This window comes from Faecalibacterium sp. An58 (assembly GCF_002161515.1).
GTDB lineage: Bacteria > Bacillota > Clostridia > Oscillospirales > Ruminococcaceae > Faecalibacterium > Faecalibacterium avium.
The window spans coordinates 1-14,680 of sequence record NZ_NFHX01000012.1 but is presented as its reverse complement, the minus strand read 5'-3'; the positions used below and the strand labels follow the sequence as shown (position 1 = coordinate 14,680).

Sequence of the window (14,680 nt, the reverse complement as noted above, 5' to 3'; positions counted from 1 at the left end):
GCACTCCCTCTCCTCGGCCAGGATCACCCGGTGGCCTGCCGCCCCTTTCGGGCCAGCACCCCAAACCGGATCGCAAAAAATGGAACCAGCAGCAAAAAACCGTTCATCCGTCCGCCTCCTTTTTTCCAGTATACCATTTCGGAGGCGCTTTTTCTACTGCCCAGACCCAGCGGGCGGCCAGGCACGCCGCCAGCACCGGCGCCGTCAGCTGCCAGGGGGCGCGGCCTGCCAGAGCCACAAACGCCGCAGCCAGACCCGCGTCCCACAGGCCCCGGGCGGGGCCGCCCAGCGTTTTGCGCAGGGCCCGCTGGGCCAGGAGGCAGCGGCAGGCCGATGCCAGACTCATGCCGCAGGCCACCCCATAGACGCTGTCCAGGCCCCAGGCCGCCGCCAGACTGCACAGGATGCACACACCCACAGCGGTCAGGTTGATCCGCAGCAGCTGGTCCTGCCGGCCGAGCACCTTGAGGAAGGTGGCCCCCACCAGATGCATCTGGCAGTCAAAATAGCATATGGGCATGAGGGCGGGCAGGCAGGCAAGGCTGGCCGCATAGTCCGGGAGCCACCGTTTCAGGAAAAACGCACAAGGAAAATACAGAATGTAGACTGCCGGCAGCAGCAGGAACAATCGCTTCTGCATCCGCCGGAAGGCAGCCGCACACCCTTCCGCCTCCATCCGCCGCAGCATCGGGAACAGCACCAGCCCCACCTGGGCCAGAAAAGCCAGTCCGGCATTCACCAGGCTGAGGGCAAAGGACAGCTGCCCAAAGGCCTGCACCCCCCACCGCAGGTCTGCCACCTGCCGGCCTGCGCCCAGCACCAGCATCGAGCAGAGATTGGCCAGCATCAGGCTCCAGCCTGCCCGGACGCTGCGCCGCCATTCGGCCCGGCCCACGGCCAGACTGCATTTCGCCCGGACAAAGGCCGGTCCCATCCGCCCAATCAGATAAAGGGCCGCGCAGCCCTGGGCCGCCAGGTAGCATCCCAGCAGCTGCCACAGCCCGGCGCGGCCCAAAGCCAGCAGCGCCCCCAGCGCGGCCAGGCAGAGGCCGCGGTCCAGCAGCAGGGATTTGGCCCAGACCTCCGCCTCCCCGCAGGCCTGGAACAGATAGCCCAAAAAATTGTGACAGGTGTACAGCAGATAGTAGACCAGCGCCGCAGCGGCCATCCCTTTGCGCCAGGGATCGCGCAGCAGGGCCAGAGCGCACCCGCCTGCCGCGGCGGCCGCGCAGCCCTGGGCCAGCAGCCCTGCCGCCAGCTGGCTTTTCAGTGCCGCCAGATCCAGCCGGGCCCGCTCGCAGCCGCCATAGCGCAGATAGACCCCGTCGTTCAGGCCCAGAGCCAGACAGGGCAGGTAGGACGCATGGAACAGGAACAGCTGCCAATAGCTGAACGCTTCCGCCCCCAGGGCTTTGGGCAGCACCAGGCTGCCCACCCCGCCCGCCGCCAGGGCCGCTCCCTGCCCCAGCAGGGCAAAGCATACGTTCCGCCTCAGCCTGCGGTCCATGGCCGGCCCCTCCTTTTGCCCATCAGCAGCAGATACAGCGCCGCCGTCATCCCCAGCCGGATGGCGAACCCGAAGGACACCAGATTGGCGTAGAAGAAATTGGAGATCATGTAAAAGGCCAGCGCGTAGTACATCATGGCCAGCACGATCAGCCCGAGGTCGGAGCGGCGCCGTTTTTGGTACTCGTAAAAGACCGAGAAGAACAGCACGAACACGATGTGCAGCAGGTACATCCCCGCCAGACCAAAGTCGTAGTGGTAATCCCGCAGCGCGGTGTAGACGTTGCCGATCGAGCCGCCCCCGCTGCGGCGGAACTCATGGTGGACCAGATAATAGGGGATCTCCAAAAGCCCCAGCTTGCGCAGGCCCTGGTTGAGGGAGTAGAAGGTCTCCTTGCCCCAGATGTCCGAAGGCGGCGGCGGGTCCTTGAAATAGAGGTCCAGCCCGGGCAGGCTTCCCCCCGCATAGTGTGTGATGTATTCCAGCATCCCCTGCTCCGACTGGCGGCCCACAAAGACCCTGACCCCGTAGAACAGGTACAGCACCCCCAAAGCCACCAGGGCCGCCCGAACCATCCGGCCGGGGCGCAGCGCCCGCGGCCCGTCCGGCCCCAGCATATACCACAGCACAAAGGCAGCCACCAGGGCGGTCATGGCCGAAAAGCGTCCTCCCGTCAGGAGACTGACCAGGGTAGCCAGGGCCACCACCCCCAGGTTGAGCGCCCGGTCCAGCCGGCCCATCCGCTTGCCGTGCTTGAACAGGTTGAACAGGTACAGCACCTCCAGCACCGCCGCCAGGCTGAGCAGCTGGCGCACCCACAGGGGCAGCTGGTCGGCCAGGTCGGTGCCGTAGGAATTGCGGGTCCGGAACCGCACCATCACCTCGACAAAAAAGCCGGTGCCGGCGATCTGGCGGATCTGGCTCAGCATGATCCCCGCCACCACCGCCAATACGGCCAGTACGGCCCAGGAGGCCCCGGCAGGGATGGGCCGGCTCTGCCCCTGCCAGGGGATGATGCGCACCCGCCGGGCACAGGCGTGCACCAACCCGTTGAGCACCACCCCCACGGCCAGGGTGCTGACCAGCAGCCACACCGTCCAGCCCGAGAGCTCGAACTGCCACAAGGGCATATTGTACAGCGCGCATCCCGTGGTGAAAGCCGTCACCAGCACCAGCATCATGCCCGGGGCAAACAGATCCCTGCCGCAGGCCCAATAGCCCAGCAGTCCCAGGGGGACCAGCGCTGCCAGCAACATATAAACCACCCTATCCCCTCCCCATCCCGCCCCGGCGGCGGTCATCCAAACCGCTCCACCCACCGCTCCAGCCCGTATTGTGCCAGGATGGCCGGACGGACCGGACGGCAGGCGCTGTGCAGGAAGCTGCCCAGCCGGGCCGGGTCGTCCTGCCCCCAGATAAAGATATTGTCGGGGTGGTAAAACGCCTCCCCCGCCAGCCGGCTGTCGTTGGTCAGCAGCTTTTTGCCGTAGAACAGCGCCTCCAGCGGACGCAGGGTCATCCCCTGCTGGCCGCTGCACTTGCAGTCCACCAGTACCCGGCAGCCCGCGATCCCCTGCAGCACCTGGGCGTAGGTCAGCCGGGGACTGTTCACCCCCGCGATGCAGAACCGGGTGCTGCACCCCTGGGCCTGCAGGGCCGCCTCCATCCGGGCCAGCAGCTGCCGCCGCCCTTTGTCCCGCCCCACAAAAAAGGCGTCCCATGGCCCGGACGCCCCGGCACGGCAGGCGGGGCTGGGCACATAGAACTGGGGGTTGTACCCAAGGCCATAGGCCCGGCAGTCCCCCGGGTCAAAGGACCACACCTCGCAGCCGGGCGGAGCCTGACCGGGAGGCTGGGACGCCTGCACCAGGTTGCGGTACCACAGGATCAGCCGCTTTTGGGGCCAGCGTTCGCGGATCAGGCCCGCCACCGCAAAGCTGTTGCCCGCGTCGGCCAGGATCACCTGGCTGCACTCCCCGATCCGCTCCATCCAGGGGGCCAGCCAGCGGTCCGCCCAGGGCGCCCGGACGGACAGTTCCAGCTTGCGGGCCGCCCGGACGGCCAGGCCGGGCCGCGCCGGACGCAGCATGGGCAAACACAGGATCCCCGCTTCCTCTTTGCCCCGCAGCCCGTACTGGTAATAGAGGTCGTCGATGAGGACCAGCGTCCGTTTCATGTTCCCTCCTGCATAAAGGCCAGGTAAAAGGCTTCCCGCAGCGGGTCCAGCCGGGCCTTGGCATAGTCCTGGGCCCGGGCAAAGCAGGCCATGGCCTGTGCCTGCCTGACTGCGGGGCTGCTCATCTTCTGCAGCAGCCGGGCGGCCTGGCGGAAGTCCCCCGGCTCAAACAGGCAGCCGGGGTCCGTCAGCTCCCCGGCGCCTCCCACTGCCGTGGAGAGCACCGGACAGGCCCGGGCCATGGCTTCCAGGATGGCCCGGCTCAGCCCTTCGCCATAGCTGGGATGGATATAGACGTCCAGCTGGTCGTACCACTGCCGCATGGCGTCGTGCCGGATGCATCCCGACAGCTTCACCTGCTGCCGGACGCCCCACCTTTCCGCACAGGCCAGCAGTTTCCTGCTGTCCCCGCCCCCCGCCAGCCGGTACTCTATGGGCGGCCAGCCCTGCCGGCGCAGCAGCCCCAGGGCGCGGATCACCACCTTCTGGCCCTTTCCGCCGTTGTCCAGAGAGGCTGCCGTCCCGATCACCAAAGGCCCGCTTTGGGCCGAAGTGCGCCGCAGCCGGCTGCTCAGCACCCGGGGGTCCAGGCCGGTCAGTTCCACATCCGAACAGCCGATGCTGGCCCCCGCCGTGGGATACCGCTTCTGGAGGGCCCGCCGGGTCACATACACCGCCCAATCGGCCTGACGCAGGCTGCGCCTGCATTGCAGTTCCCGCCAGGGGGCGGCCAGCTTGCCCACCGGCCCGTGGTACCAGGCCCCCTCCCAGACCAGGCCGGTCACCTCGATCAGACAGGGCTTGCGGCAGCGGCGCGCCCACCGCAGGGCGGTGTCGGCATAGACGTTCCCGGGACCCCGCACGATCACCCGGTCGGCCAGGCGCACCTGCCGGGCGATCTCCCTTTCCACCTGCCAGCGCAGCCGGGGACAGAACCAATTCGACGCCGGGCGGTACAGGTCGGGCAGGGCCACCCAGTCTGCCCGGGATCGGTCAAAGGCGTTGAACCGGGCCGCCGCCGTCCGGGGCGGGTAGACGCCGGGGTCCCGCCGCAGCACCACCGTCAGGCTGCCGCAGCGCAGATACCGGTCCCATACGTCCTGGTTGGAGCTGGTGTCAGTGTAGAGTCCGCCCTCGGTGTCAAACTTCCAGCGGGAGCCCCCGTGGACGTACAGCAGGCGCATCCCTATCCCTCCCCTCCCAAGCGGTAGATGGTCCGGCCCACCCAGCCGGCCTCCCGCAGGTCCTCCTCGGTGTTGATGTCCACCGCCTGATACCGGTCCACCAGATGCGCATAGGGCCGCCGCCCGATGCGGCAGCGGTACTTTGCCAGCGCCTGGCGGCGGATGCCGTACAGCCCGGTGGTCTCCTCCAGCAGGGGAGCCAGGTCCTGGCTGCGGGGCAGGATGCCGGGGCGGTAATTGACCGGCGTGCCGCCCATCCAGTAAAAGCCCTGCCGCCGCACCGCCGTGAAGCAGGAATCGCAGCCCCCGTCGCTCTCCAGCCGCCCCACGCAGGCCCGGATGGCCTCCGGCTGCAAAAAGGGAGCCGTGGCAAACAGCTGGAAATAGCAGTCATATTCCGGGTACAGCTGCCAGTGATGCACCAGCAGGTCGTTGCCGTTGGCGTCGTCCCGGGCCAGGTCCGCCGCCCGGGGGATCACCGCAAAGCCCATGGCCCGGGCATACTCGGCCACCTCGGGGCTGTCGGTATCCACATACAGCCCGTCAAAGACGTCCGCCTGCCTGGCGTGGATGCAGATGTACTCGTACAGTTTGCGGCCGCACAGCAGGCGCAGGTTCTTTTCGGGCACCCGCCGGGAGTGGGCCTTGATGGGGATAAAACAGGCAGTCTTCATGGTTTTCGCCCCTCCCTGGCGGCGTGCCGGACGGCTTGTTCCAGCGGGATGCGGGGGTAGACTTCCAGCGCGCCGCCCCGGGTGCAGTTATACACCCGGAGCCCCCGCTGCCGGGCAAACGCCCAGAAGGCGCGGTGCCCCTGGATGATCCGCTGCCCGCTGTCCCTGGGCTGGGGGATGCCGCAGGGGATAAAGTGGGTCCGGGGCTGGGCATAGTCGCAATCGCACCCCAGCAGAAAGATGGGCCCAAAGCCCAGGTAAGCGGCCAGCTGCAGCGCCGAGAACACCACCGAATAGCCGTCGTAGACGCAGCGGTAACAGTCGGATGAACAGCGGAACGTCCCCCAGCCCCGCCGGTGCAGCAGCCTGTGGTCCAGCAGGTGGAGCGGGTAGGTTTTATACCCCACCGGCAGCGGAAAGCGGCGGGCGATGTTCTGCCCCACCCACACCGCTTTCAGCTGGCAGGAGGACGCCGCCAGGGCCAGCGCCGCTTCCAGGCGCAGGTAGACGTATTCGTCCTGGATCAGATAGAAGTCGGGCCGCCACCCGGTCTGGCCCAGGGCCAGCACGGCGGCGTTCACCCCAAAGGAATAGGCCGGGCGGATCCGTTCCAGGTCCTCCAGGCAGAGACTGGGACCGGTGCCCACCACAAAGCAGCTGCGGCCCCGGTACTTGCCCTGCAAGGGCGGCAGCCAGGCGAATTCCGGGTCGTAAGCGCCCCGGCCCCGGCGCCAGGCCGCCCAGTCCGCCCCCAGGCGCTGGGCCTGCAGGACAGGCCAGGCCGCGCTGCGCAGCGCGGCATCCACGGCGGGCCGGCGTTTCAGGGCCAGTTTCAGACGGATGGGGTCCACAAGGCATCTCCTCCTTCGTTCCGGATGCAGGCATCGTAAAAGCGTTCCAGCAGCCCGGCATCCTGCGCGATGTCGAACCCTGCCGCGGCCACCCGGGCCCTGCCGTCCTGCCGGGGCAGGCCCCTGCACCCGGCCACCGCCCGGGCCCAGGCCCAGACCGGGGCCGCCAAAGGCAGCCGCCGCACGGCCGGCAGAATGTCGGCCTCCCAGGGCACTCCCTCCGAAAAGACGCAGGGCAGGCCGGCGGCCTGGGCCTCCACCGCCACCACTGGCAGCCCCTCATACCGGGAGGGCAGCACAAAGCAGTCCATGGCCTGGTAGAGAGGCGCCGTATCCTCCACCACCCCCAGAAAGCGCACCCGTTCCTCCAGCCCGGCGGCCCGGACCCTGCGGCGGATCTCCCCCTCCAGCGGCCCGGTCCCGGCCAGCAGCAGCACCGCCGAAGGCTCCTCCCGGCACAGCCGGCCAAAGAGTTCCAGCAGAAAGCCGTGGTTTTTCTGTGGACAGAACCGTCCGATGTGTCCCACCACGAACCGGTCCTGCAGGCCCAGCCGGCGCCGGCAGGCGGCGCGCAGTTCCGGGCAGTAGCCAAAGCGTCCGCAGTCGATGCCGTTGGGCAGGATGGTCACCTCTCCCCGGGCCATGGCCCGCCGGCCAAACAGCCATGCCCCCGCGTGGGCCGAACAGGCGCACCGGTGGGTGGCGAACACCCCCGCCCAGGGCCGCAGCAGGGTTTTGAGAAGGTTCCTGGCCGGCTCGCCCGGGGCCGAGGTGCTGTGGCTGTGGCAGATGCGCACCGGTACCCCGGCCGCCCAGGCCGCACCCAGGGCGAACACCGACAGGCTGTTCATCCCCGCATGGACGATTTGGTAGCCCTCCGCCCGGAAATGCCCGGCCAGGGCCGCCATGTACCGGGGCAGCTGCTGGTAGGGCGGGATGACAAAGTACCTCGCCCCCAGTTCCATCAGGCGGCGGGAAGGCGGGATCACCGAGTCGGCATCGATGTAGAAATCGAACTGGTAGCGGCTGCGGTCGATGTGCTGGTAGTAGTTGCTCACCACCGTCTCCACCCCGGCCGCGCTCAGCTTGCCGATCACATGGGCCACCCGCACCGGCTGTCCCGCCCCCTTCATGCCAGGCCTCCTGCAGACCTTTGCGCAATCCGAACGTTCATAAGATGCCCTCCCCTTTCCTCTCGTTGCCGGTCTTATGCGCCGTACATCCGACCCACCGCCCCGAAGGTCTTGAAGATCAGGACCCAGTCCAGCCGCAGGCTGCGCCGCCGGATGTACTCCAGGTCCAGCTCCACCCACCGGTCAAAGGGGATCTGGTTGCGGTCGGGCTGCACCTGCCACAGACAGGTCAGCCCCGGCTTGACGTACAGCCGCTGGCGCTGATAGGGGGTGTACCGTTCTGCCTCCCGGGGCAGGGCAGGCCGGGGGCCCACCAGGCTCATCTCCCCTTTCAGCACGTTGAGCAGCTGGGGCAGTTCGTCGATGCCGGCCCGGCGCAGCCACCGTCCCAGCCGGGTGACCCGGGGGTCCCGCTGCATCTTGAAGACCGGGCCGTCCATCTCATTGCAGGGCAGCACCTGTTCCAGGCGTGCCTCGGCATCGGGCACCATGGTGCGGAATTTGTACAGCCGGAACAGCCGGCCGTTCTGCCCCACCCGCTGCTGCACAAAGAAAGGGCTGCCGCCCGGACTGTCCAGCCAGATCGCCAGGGCCACCGCCGCCATGGCAGGCCACAGGACCGCCAGGGCCGCTCCCGTCAGCAGGACATCCTGGAAGCGCCGGGCCGCACGGTACAACCGCCGGCCCTGCTGCACCTGCCGCCGGTCCAGCCAACCGTTCCGGGGCGGCCGGGCTGCCGCCGGCCTCATCTCTCTACCCCTTCATACACAGCGCCCCTTTCCTGCGATAAAGGGCCGCCTTCCTCCCCTTGCCGGCGAAAAAAGCGGCCCACAGCCTTCCGGTGTTACCGGGCGCGCACCAGGATCATCACCGGGCCGGAGGTGGTCACGTTCAGATAGACCACGCTGCCCGCCACGGCCGCCGGCACCACCCGGGAGTTGCCTGCCCGGTCCCAGCAGACCGCCACCACCAGGGCCCCGTTGGTCACCCCGGGGACCGACAGGGGGATGGTGGCATTGCCGCCCTGGGCGATGATCCTCTCCGCCCCCGCCGAGACCCCTATGTCATACAGGGCCAGAGGGATATAGGCGTCCGCCGGGGCGCCCGCCACCTGGGTGAAGTTGGCCGCAGCCGCAGGGGCGTTGGCCGCCAGCAGAGCCCCCACCGAGGTGGCCGCATTGACCAGGTTGTAGAGGTTGTTCAGCTGGCCGTTGGCCGCATAGCTCAGGCCGCTGGCGGTGGGGTTTGCGGACAGCTGCCCGGCAGACAGGCCGGGGTTGGCGGCGTTGATGGCGTTGTTGACCGCCAGGGTCTGGGACACCGGCGTCACCTGGATCACCGCATCCTGGGACTGCTGCACCTGCAGGATGCTGCCGGTGGCGGGGTTGATGCTGGGTCCTGCGGTGACCGCCACCTGCGCCCCGATGCCGGTGGAGACGACGCTCTCCACCACCTCCACCTCGTTCTGGGTCCGGCTGGGCTGCCAGCCCACCGCCAAAGCCTGACTGCCCGCTGTCGCGGCCACAGCCGCCGCCAGGGACACGCTGGCCACCCTTTTGACCATTCGTTTCATATCATTTGCCTCCCTCTTTGCCGTTTGTATCATGGGTATGGTCGTAGCTGCCGCCATAATAGCGGTAGTAATAGCCCCCTGCCCCGCCGCCGGCATTGGCCCGGTTGAGGGCCACCCCCAGCAGGGGCTTGCCGGTGCGGCCCAGCAGCTGCACCGAATTGTGCACCAGGCGGCGGGGGGTGGATCCGCAGCGCACCACCAGGACGCTGCCATCGCAGTAGCGGGCGATGTTCAGCCCGTCGGCCACGCTGCCCAGAGGGGGTGTATCCACCAGCACGCACCCGAACCGTCCGGCGCAGTCCTCCAGCATCCGGGCAAAGCGGGGGCTCTCGAGCAGGATGGTCGGGTTTGCGATGGTGGACGCCACCGGGATCATATAACCCTGGGGAATATTGGTGCTGTAGATCACATCTTCCAGCTGGGCCTGACCCGCCAGGCAGTGGGCCGCGCCCAGCAGCTTGCCGCCGTCCGTGCTGCGGATGCCGTATTTGCGGCGCATCTCGGAGTTGCGGAAATCGCAGTCCAGGAGCAGCACCGGCGTGCCCACCTCGGCCATCCGCTTCCACAGCTGGATGGTCAGGAAGCTCTTGCCCTCGTTGGGCACGCTGCTGGTGATCATGATGGTCTTGATCTGGCTGCCGCAGAACCCCAGGTTGATCCGCAGCTGGTTGATGGCCTCGGACACCTGGAAGGGCAGCTGGGGCATCTGGTCGATCACAAGGGTCTTCATGACTGGTCTTTCCTCCATCTGGGCAGGGTGCGGCCGGGCCGCCCGGCCCCGCCTTCGGGCTGGGCCTCGGGGATGGTGGCCAGGGGCTGCAGCCCCAGGCTGCCCGCCACCTCTTCCGGGGTGACGAAGGTATCGTTGAGCAGACGGCGGCACAGCAGCACCCCGCAGCAGAGGACTGCCCCGGCCAGACCTCCCAGCGCTCCGTTGAAGGCATAGCTGGGGCTGGAGGGCCACTGGGGCGCCACCGCCGTCTCCACCAGGTTGGGCTGGTCGGTCTCCATGACCTCGGGCAGGTATACCCGGGCCAGGTCCACCAGCTGGTTTGCGATCCGGGCGGCCATCTGCGGGTCGGGGCTGGTGACGGTCACCTTCAGGATACGGGTGTTGGCGGCGTTGGTGATCCGGATCTGCCGGGCCAGCCGCTGGGGGGTGGTGTCCAGCTCGAGACGCCGGATCACGTCCTCCAGCAGAGGGCGACTGCGCATCAGTTCCTGGTAATCCGCAGTCAGCTGGGAGCCGATCTGCAGGTCGCTGAGGTTGACCACAGAGTTGTTGGAAGCCGACACGATGTAGATGCTGGACACCGCCTGATAGAGGGGTGTGACCAGAAGCCGGGTGCCGCACAGAGCCAGCAGGGCCCCCGCCGCAAGGCAGGCCAGGATCTGCCGTCCCTGCCCCCAGAGCAGGTAGAAGATCTCCACCAGATCGACGCCGTCCTCCGCCGGGCGGCCGGGCTGCCAGGCTGCCGCGGCCTGGCTGTGGGGTTGGTTCTCCATAACAGCGCTCCTATCCTACCTTATATCTCGGTGTAAAAAAGCTGCAGGATCACCTGCTGCAAACTGTCCTGATCCAGGTAATAGGCCCAGTAGCCGTCTTCCACCCGGTTTTCCCCCGCGATGGTCAGCAGGGGCAGCCGGGTATAGTCCCGCAGGCACTGGGCCGCCCGGGCCGCCGTACCGCTGGGGATATCGGTGACCACATAGTCGGCCAGGGCCTGCCATACGCGGGCTGCAAGATCCGCGTCCAGCGTGCGGGCCTTTTGTTCCAGTGCAGCCAGGAACTGCCGCTGCCGCTCCATCCGGGCCAGGTTGGTCTGGTCGTCCACGTCCTTGCGGGTGCGGACATAGGCCAGGGCCTGCCGGCCGTCCAGTGTCAGCGTCTCGCCCTCGGTCAGGGTGGGGTCCACGGCGGAAAAGTCGGACTGGACCGTCAGGGTCACCCCGCCGATCTGGTCCACCAGCACCTCCACGCCCCCCATATTCATGGCGAAATAGCCGTCGATGGGCTGATCCTCCAGCATCATCGAGACGGCGGCGGCGCTGTTCTCACAGCTCTCCTCCAGGCCGTCCCCATAGGCGTGGGCCAGGGCGATCTGCTGCACCACCGTGTAGGGGGATCGGCCCATCATGCCCAGCACCGGCACTTCCACCATACTGTCCCGATTGATCTGCAGCAGCTGCCAGGTCCGGGCCTGATGGTCCAGCACCAGCAGGATCTGGGTGTCGGCCTGCCCGCCGGCAATATAGCTGCCCGCCCCTGTGGCGGGGCCCATCACATCGATGCCGAGAAAGAGATAGCTCTCCACATCGCTCTTTTGGCGGTAGGTCCTGCCGTCCCAGACCCGCTCTTTGCAGGCGGGCTGCGAGGACGGCACGCCGGCGTCCCCCGATGTCTCCGGGTCGGGCGGGATCGGACGCTGTTCCCATCGGCGCAGCAGGGCCACCCCTGCCCCAAAGGCTGCCAGCGCTGCCGCCCCCTTGAGCACCTGCCGCCGGGTGATCTCCACCGGGGCCCTCATAAGGCGGCCTCCCCGGGGCGCAGCCGGGTCAGGCGGTCGGCCTGCCGGTCCATCCGGGCCAGGAAGTCCGGACCCAGCCTCCGCCGGATCACGGTCCTTGCCTCCTCCAGACGGGGCGGACGGCGGGCCAGGTCATGGCAGTCGCTGCCCAACAGGGGGATGGCCGCGCCCCGCAGCAGTTCCAGCGCCAGGCCTCGGAGCGGGCGGCGCAGAAGGCTGTCGGCGTTCACCTGCAAACCGACGGGCAGCGCCGCCAGCCGGGCCAGCTGCCGCCGGTTGCCCTGGCTGAAGCAGAACCGCTCCGGATGGGCAAGCACCACATCGTACCGGCAATCCAGCGCCAGGGTCGTGACCGTCTCCACCTGCAGGTCGGTCCAGTCGGCAAAGGGCATCTCCAGCAGCAGCGTGCGGGTGCCCTCCACACACAGCAGGCCCAGAGGCTGCTGTTCCATCTGGGGGAAATAGGCCACCTCCGCCCCCAGCATCACCCGGGGCAGGCCCGGAGGCGCGGCGGCCAGCAGCCGGCCCAGAGCTTCGGCCCGGCGCAGGCAGAAGGCTGCGGGAGCGTTCTGACGCCGGTAATAGTGGGGCGTCGCGCAGACGGCCGTGACCTTCTGGGCCTGCAAACGGCGCAGCATGGCCACCGATGTTTTGACGTCGGGGCTGCCGTCATCCATGGCGGGCAGCAGGTGGGCATGCAGGTCTGTCACAGCAGCCGGCCTCCTTTCGAGTCTCTGCCATTGTATGTGTCAGAGCTCCGGAACATACCGTCCCGGCGTGCAGTCCCTCTACATCCCCTTCCTATGCAGCGGGCCGCCGGGATGTGCGGCCAAGGACCGGCAAAAGAAAAGTCCCGGCCGTACGGCGCACGTACGGTCGGGACACAAAAAACCCTCCGCCTGCTCTTCACAGGCAGAGGGACTGGTTGAGGAGGAACCAGAGGGATCATGAAACTCGTTCAGGAGGCAGGGGCCTCCCTGGGGCGCAGGCTCAGTCGCGGCTGTGGCTGCTCAGGCCCAGCAGACGGACCACAAACAGGAAGATGTTGATGAAGTCCAGATAGAGGGTCAGAGCCCCGTAGACGCTGGCCTTTTCGGCCAGTTCGCTGTCGGCGGCGTAGTAAGCGTACATCTGGTGCAGCTTCTGGGTGTCATACGCGGTCAGCAGCATGAACACCACCAGGCCGATGCCGCTGTACAGCAGCGACGCGCCAATGCCAAATCCGAACAGGGTGCCCACCAGGCCGGTGATGATCATGGCGATCAGGCCCATCATCAGCTTGGGGCCCCAGCTGGTGAGATCCCGGTTGGTGGTGTGGCCATAGAAGGCCATCAGGCCGAAGTAGACCGCCGTAGCCAGGAAAGCCATCACCAGGGTACCCACCGAGAAGGCCACGAAATAGAAACTGAGCACCATGCCGTTGAGGGCCGAATAGGCGAAGAAGACCGCCCGTGCCGTCCCCACCGACATCTGCTGGATCCGGGCGCTGAGGAAGAACACCAGCGCCAGCTCTGCGATGGTCAGCACCAGATACAGGGAGCTGGCCACATAGAGCAGAGGCGTAGTGGCCGTCAGGAAGGCCACCGCAAAGGTCACGATCAAGCCGCAGGCCATCCAGCGGTAGGTCCGGGCCATATAGTCAGCCGCAGACATCATCGACTCGGTGTAGCCGCGGTCGTAATCATTGTTGTAATAATTCATAACAGACACTCCTTTTCCGCCAGGCGGGGGTGTCACGGCCTATTGCCCCGCTCTGATGGTTTTAGTATACTATATAGAAATGAACGATTCATGAAAAGGCTGTGACTGATTTTGTCTTTTGGACTCTATTATCATATTCCCTACTGCTTTTCCCGCTGCCGCTACTGCGATTTTTACGCCGCAGGGGCCTGGCGCGGGGTCCCGGACGCCTACATCGACGCCCTTGTGGCCGCTCTGGGCCGCCACGTCCTGCCCGGCCGGCCCGACACCCTGTATTTTGGGGGCGGCACCCCCAGCCTGCTGACGCCTGCCCAGTGTGCGCGCCTGATCCAGGCTGCGGCGCCCAAACCCGGCGCCGAGATCACCCTGGAAGCCAATCCCGAGACAGTGACCCTGGCCTCTTTGCAGGGATACCGGGCCGCCGGCGTGAACCGGCTCTCCATCGGGGTGCAGTCGGCCCGGGACAGCCAGCTGCGCACCCTGGGCCGGCCTCACACCGCCGCCCAGGCCCGCCAGGCGTTTGCCCTGGCCCGGCAGGCCGGGTTTGCGAACATCAGCGGGGACATCATGCTGGCCTTGCCCCATTACACCCGGGCCGAGTTCGACGAGACGCTCGAGCTGATCCGGCAGGGCGGGGCCTGCCACATCTCGGCCTATCTGCTCAAGATCGAGCCGGGGTCCGCTTTTGGCCGCCGTCCCCCTGCGGGCCTGCCGGACCCCGACCAGGCCGCCGGTTTTTACCTCTATGCGGTGGAGCAGCTGACCCGGGCCGGCTACCGCCAATACGAGATCTCCAGCTTTGCCCGCCCCGGTTTTGAGGGCAGGCACAACCGCCTCTATTGGGACTGCGAAGATTACCTGGGTCTGGGGCCAGCGGCCCACAGCTGCCTTGGGGGCAAGCGCTTTTTCTACCCCGCCGACACCGCCGCTTTCATCGCCGGCGCGGACCCTGTCCCCGACGGCGGGTGCGGCGCCGAGGATTACCTGATCCTGCAGCTGCGGCTTTCCACCGGCCTGGACCTGGCAGAATACCGGCGCCGCGGCGGCGCGGCCTTCACCCCGCACCAGCTGGCCTTCCTAGAGCGGTGCGCACAGGCGGGCTATCTGACTTTGACCCCCCGCCGTCTGACACTGACCCCGCTGGGCATGATCGTCCAGAACAGCATCCTGGAAGAACTGATCTGACCCCCGCCCCCGCAAGGGATGGCGGGGGCTTTTTGCGCCGCACGCACGCAAAACAATGCGGGGGCCGGCCGTATGGCCGGCCCCCGCAGAGGGACCCTATCTTTCGTGACGCAAAAGTTCTTTTGTTTTGGTGCGATCAACAACAGAAGGAATATGGTTCTATTCCTC

At 67.4% G+C, this 14,680-nt stretch carries 15 protein-coding genes; 1 reads left to right on the top strand and 14 read right to left on the bottom strand.

Features of this window, described 5'->3' with window-relative positions; translation table 11 throughout:
• Positions 1-103: 103 nt before the first annotated feature.
• From B5G12_RS08730 to B5G12_RS08665, 14 genes are all read right to left on the bottom strand, one after another.
• Positions 104-1,507 (bottom strand): lipopolysaccharide biosynthesis protein, encoded by a 1,404-nt coding sequence (locus B5G12_RS08730; protein ID WP_087324647.1) that lies wholly within the window; start codon positions 1,505-1,507, stop codon positions 104-106.
• The gene (locus B5G12_RS08725; RefSeq protein ID WP_242955989.1) at positions 1,492-2,763 is read right to left on the bottom strand and encodes an O-antigen polymerase; all 1,272 of its coding nucleotides are present in this window, start codon (positions 2,761-2,763) and stop codon (positions 1,492-1,494) included. The genes B5G12_RS08730 and B5G12_RS08725 overlap by 16 nt, the downstream gene beginning before the upstream one ends.
• 41 nt (positions 2,764-2,804) lie before the next feature.
• Positions 2,805-3,683: a WaaS/CpsH family glycosyltransferase gene (locus B5G12_RS14655; RefSeq protein ID WP_158099703.1), complete on the bottom strand. Its 879-nt coding sequence runs from the start codon at positions 3,681-3,683 to the stop codon at positions 2,805-2,807.
• Complete coding sequence (locus B5G12_RS08715; RefSeq protein ID WP_087324644.1) at positions 3,680-4,867, bottom strand: glycosyltransferase family 4 protein; 1,188 nt, start codon at positions 4,865-4,867, stop codon at positions 3,680-3,682. The genes B5G12_RS14655 and B5G12_RS08715 overlap by 4 nt, the downstream gene beginning before the upstream one ends.
• Positions 4,868-4,869: 2 nt before the next feature.
• Positions 4,870-5,541: an acylneuraminate cytidylyltransferase family protein gene (locus B5G12_RS08710; protein ID WP_087324643.1), complete on the bottom strand. Its 672-nt coding sequence runs from the start codon at positions 5,539-5,541 to the stop codon at positions 4,870-4,872.
• Positions 5,538-6,392 carry a 6-hydroxymethylpterin diphosphokinase MptE-like protein gene (locus B5G12_RS08705; protein WP_158099702.1) on the bottom strand — a complete coding sequence of 285 codons (855 nt, stop codon included), beginning with the start codon at positions 6,390-6,392 and terminating at the stop codon, positions 5,538-5,540. The genes B5G12_RS08710 and B5G12_RS08705 overlap by 4 nt, the downstream gene beginning before the upstream one ends.
• The gene (locus B5G12_RS08700) at positions 6,374-7,525 is read right to left on the bottom strand and encodes a glycosyltransferase (protein WP_087324641.1); all 1,152 of its coding nucleotides are present in this window, start codon (positions 7,523-7,525) and stop codon (positions 6,374-6,376) included. Before B5G12_RS08700 ends, B5G12_RS08705 begins: the two co-directional genes overlap by 19 nt.
• 74 nt (positions 7,526-7,599) lie before the next feature.
• Positions 7,600-8,274, bottom strand: a complete 675-nt coding sequence (locus tag B5G12_RS08695; protein WP_087324640.1) for a sugar transferase — start codon at positions 8,272-8,274, stop codon at positions 7,600-7,602.
• 95 nt (positions 8,275-8,369) lie between these two features.
• Positions 8,370-9,098, bottom strand: a complete 729-nt coding sequence (locus B5G12_RS08690) for a hypothetical protein (protein ID WP_087324639.1) — start codon at positions 9,096-9,098, stop codon at positions 8,370-8,372.
• Between the two features lies 1 nt (position 9,099).
• Positions 9,100-9,828, bottom strand: coding sequence for a CpsD/CapB family tyrosine-protein kinase (locus B5G12_RS08685; RefSeq protein WP_158098326.1), 729 nt, complete (start codon positions 9,826-9,828; stop codon positions 9,100-9,102).
• Positions 9,825-10,604, bottom strand: a complete 780-nt coding sequence (locus B5G12_RS08680) for a YveK family protein (protein ID WP_087324638.1) — start codon at positions 10,602-10,604, stop codon at positions 9,825-9,827. The genes B5G12_RS08685 and B5G12_RS08680 overlap by 4 nt, the downstream gene beginning before the upstream one ends.
• Before the next feature lie 20 nt (positions 10,605-10,624).
• Positions 10,625-11,626, bottom strand: a complete 1,002-nt coding sequence (locus tag B5G12_RS08675; protein WP_087324637.1) for an LCP family protein — start codon at positions 11,624-11,626, stop codon at positions 10,625-10,627.
• Entirely contained in the window at positions 11,623-12,336 is a 714-nt protein-coding gene (locus B5G12_RS08670) for a CpsB/CapC family capsule biosynthesis tyrosine phosphatase (protein ID WP_087324636.1), read from the bottom strand. The genes B5G12_RS08675 and B5G12_RS08670 overlap by 4 nt, the downstream gene beginning before the upstream one ends.
• A 280-nt stretch (positions 12,337-12,616) precedes the next feature.
• On the bottom strand, positions 12,617-13,327 hold the full coding sequence (locus B5G12_RS08665; RefSeq protein WP_087229099.1) for a Bax inhibitor-1/YccA family protein: 711 nt from the start codon (positions 13,325-13,327) through the stop codon (positions 12,617-12,619).
• 111 nt (positions 13,328-13,438) lie between these two features.
• Here B5G12_RS08665 and hemW point away from each other — a divergent pair, with 111 nt between their 5' ends.
• Positions 13,439-14,512, top strand: a complete 1,074-nt coding sequence (hemW, locus tag B5G12_RS08660) for a radical SAM family heme chaperone HemW (protein ID WP_087324635.1) — start codon at positions 13,439-13,441, stop codon at positions 14,510-14,512.
• The last annotated feature ends 168 nt before the right edge of the window (positions 14,513-14,680 follow it).

What these genes read in the sequence shown, in the direction of transcription:
- B5G12_RS08695 (WP_087324640.1), bottom strand. Translation starts at nt 8,274, where the DNA reads ATGAGGCCGGCGGCAGCCCGGCCGCCCCGGAACGGTTGGCTGGACCGG.
- B5G12_RS08700 (WP_087324641.1), bottom strand. Translation starts at nt 7,525, where the DNA reads ATGAAGGGGGCGGGACAGCCGGTGCGGGTGGCCCATGTGATCGGCAAG.
- B5G12_RS08715 (WP_087324644.1), bottom strand. Translation starts at nt 4,867, where the DNA reads ATGCGCCTGCTGTACGTCCACGGGGGCTCCCGCTGGAAGTTTGACACC.
- B5G12_RS08685 (WP_158098326.1), bottom strand. Translation starts at nt 9,828, where the DNA reads ATGAAGACCCTTGTGATCGACCAGATGCCCCAGCTGCCCTTCCAGGTG.
- B5G12_RS08710 (WP_087324643.1), bottom strand. Translation starts at nt 5,541, where the DNA reads ATGAAGACTGCCTGTTTTATCCCCATCAAGGCCCACTCCCGGCGGGTG.
- B5G12_RS08680 (WP_087324638.1), bottom strand. Translation starts at nt 10,604, where the DNA reads ATGGAGAACCAACCCCACAGCCAGGCCGCGGCAGCCTGGCAGCCCGGC.
- B5G12_RS14655 (WP_158099703.1), bottom strand. Translation starts at nt 3,683, where the DNA reads ATGAAACGGACGCTGGTCCTCATCGACGACCTCTATTACCAGTACGGG.
- B5G12_RS08730 (WP_087324647.1), bottom strand. Translation starts at nt 1,507, where the DNA reads ATGGACCGCAGGCTGAGGCGGAACGTATGCTTTGCCCTGCTGGGGCAG.
- B5G12_RS08690 (WP_087324639.1), bottom strand. Translation starts at nt 9,098, where the DNA reads ATGAAACGAATGGTCAAAAGGGTGGCCAGCGTGTCCCTGGCGGCGGCT.
- B5G12_RS08675 (WP_087324637.1), bottom strand. Translation starts at nt 11,626, where the DNA reads ATGAGGGCCCCGGTGGAGATCACCCGGCGGCAGGTGCTCAAGGGGGCG.
- B5G12_RS08665 (WP_087229099.1), bottom strand. Translation starts at nt 13,327, where the DNA reads ATGAATTATTACAACAATGATTACGACCGCGGCTACACCGAGTCGATG.
- B5G12_RS08725 (WP_242955989.1), bottom strand. Translation starts at nt 2,763, where the DNA reads ATGTTGCTGGCAGCGCTGGTCCCCCTGGGACTGCTGGGCTATTGGGCC.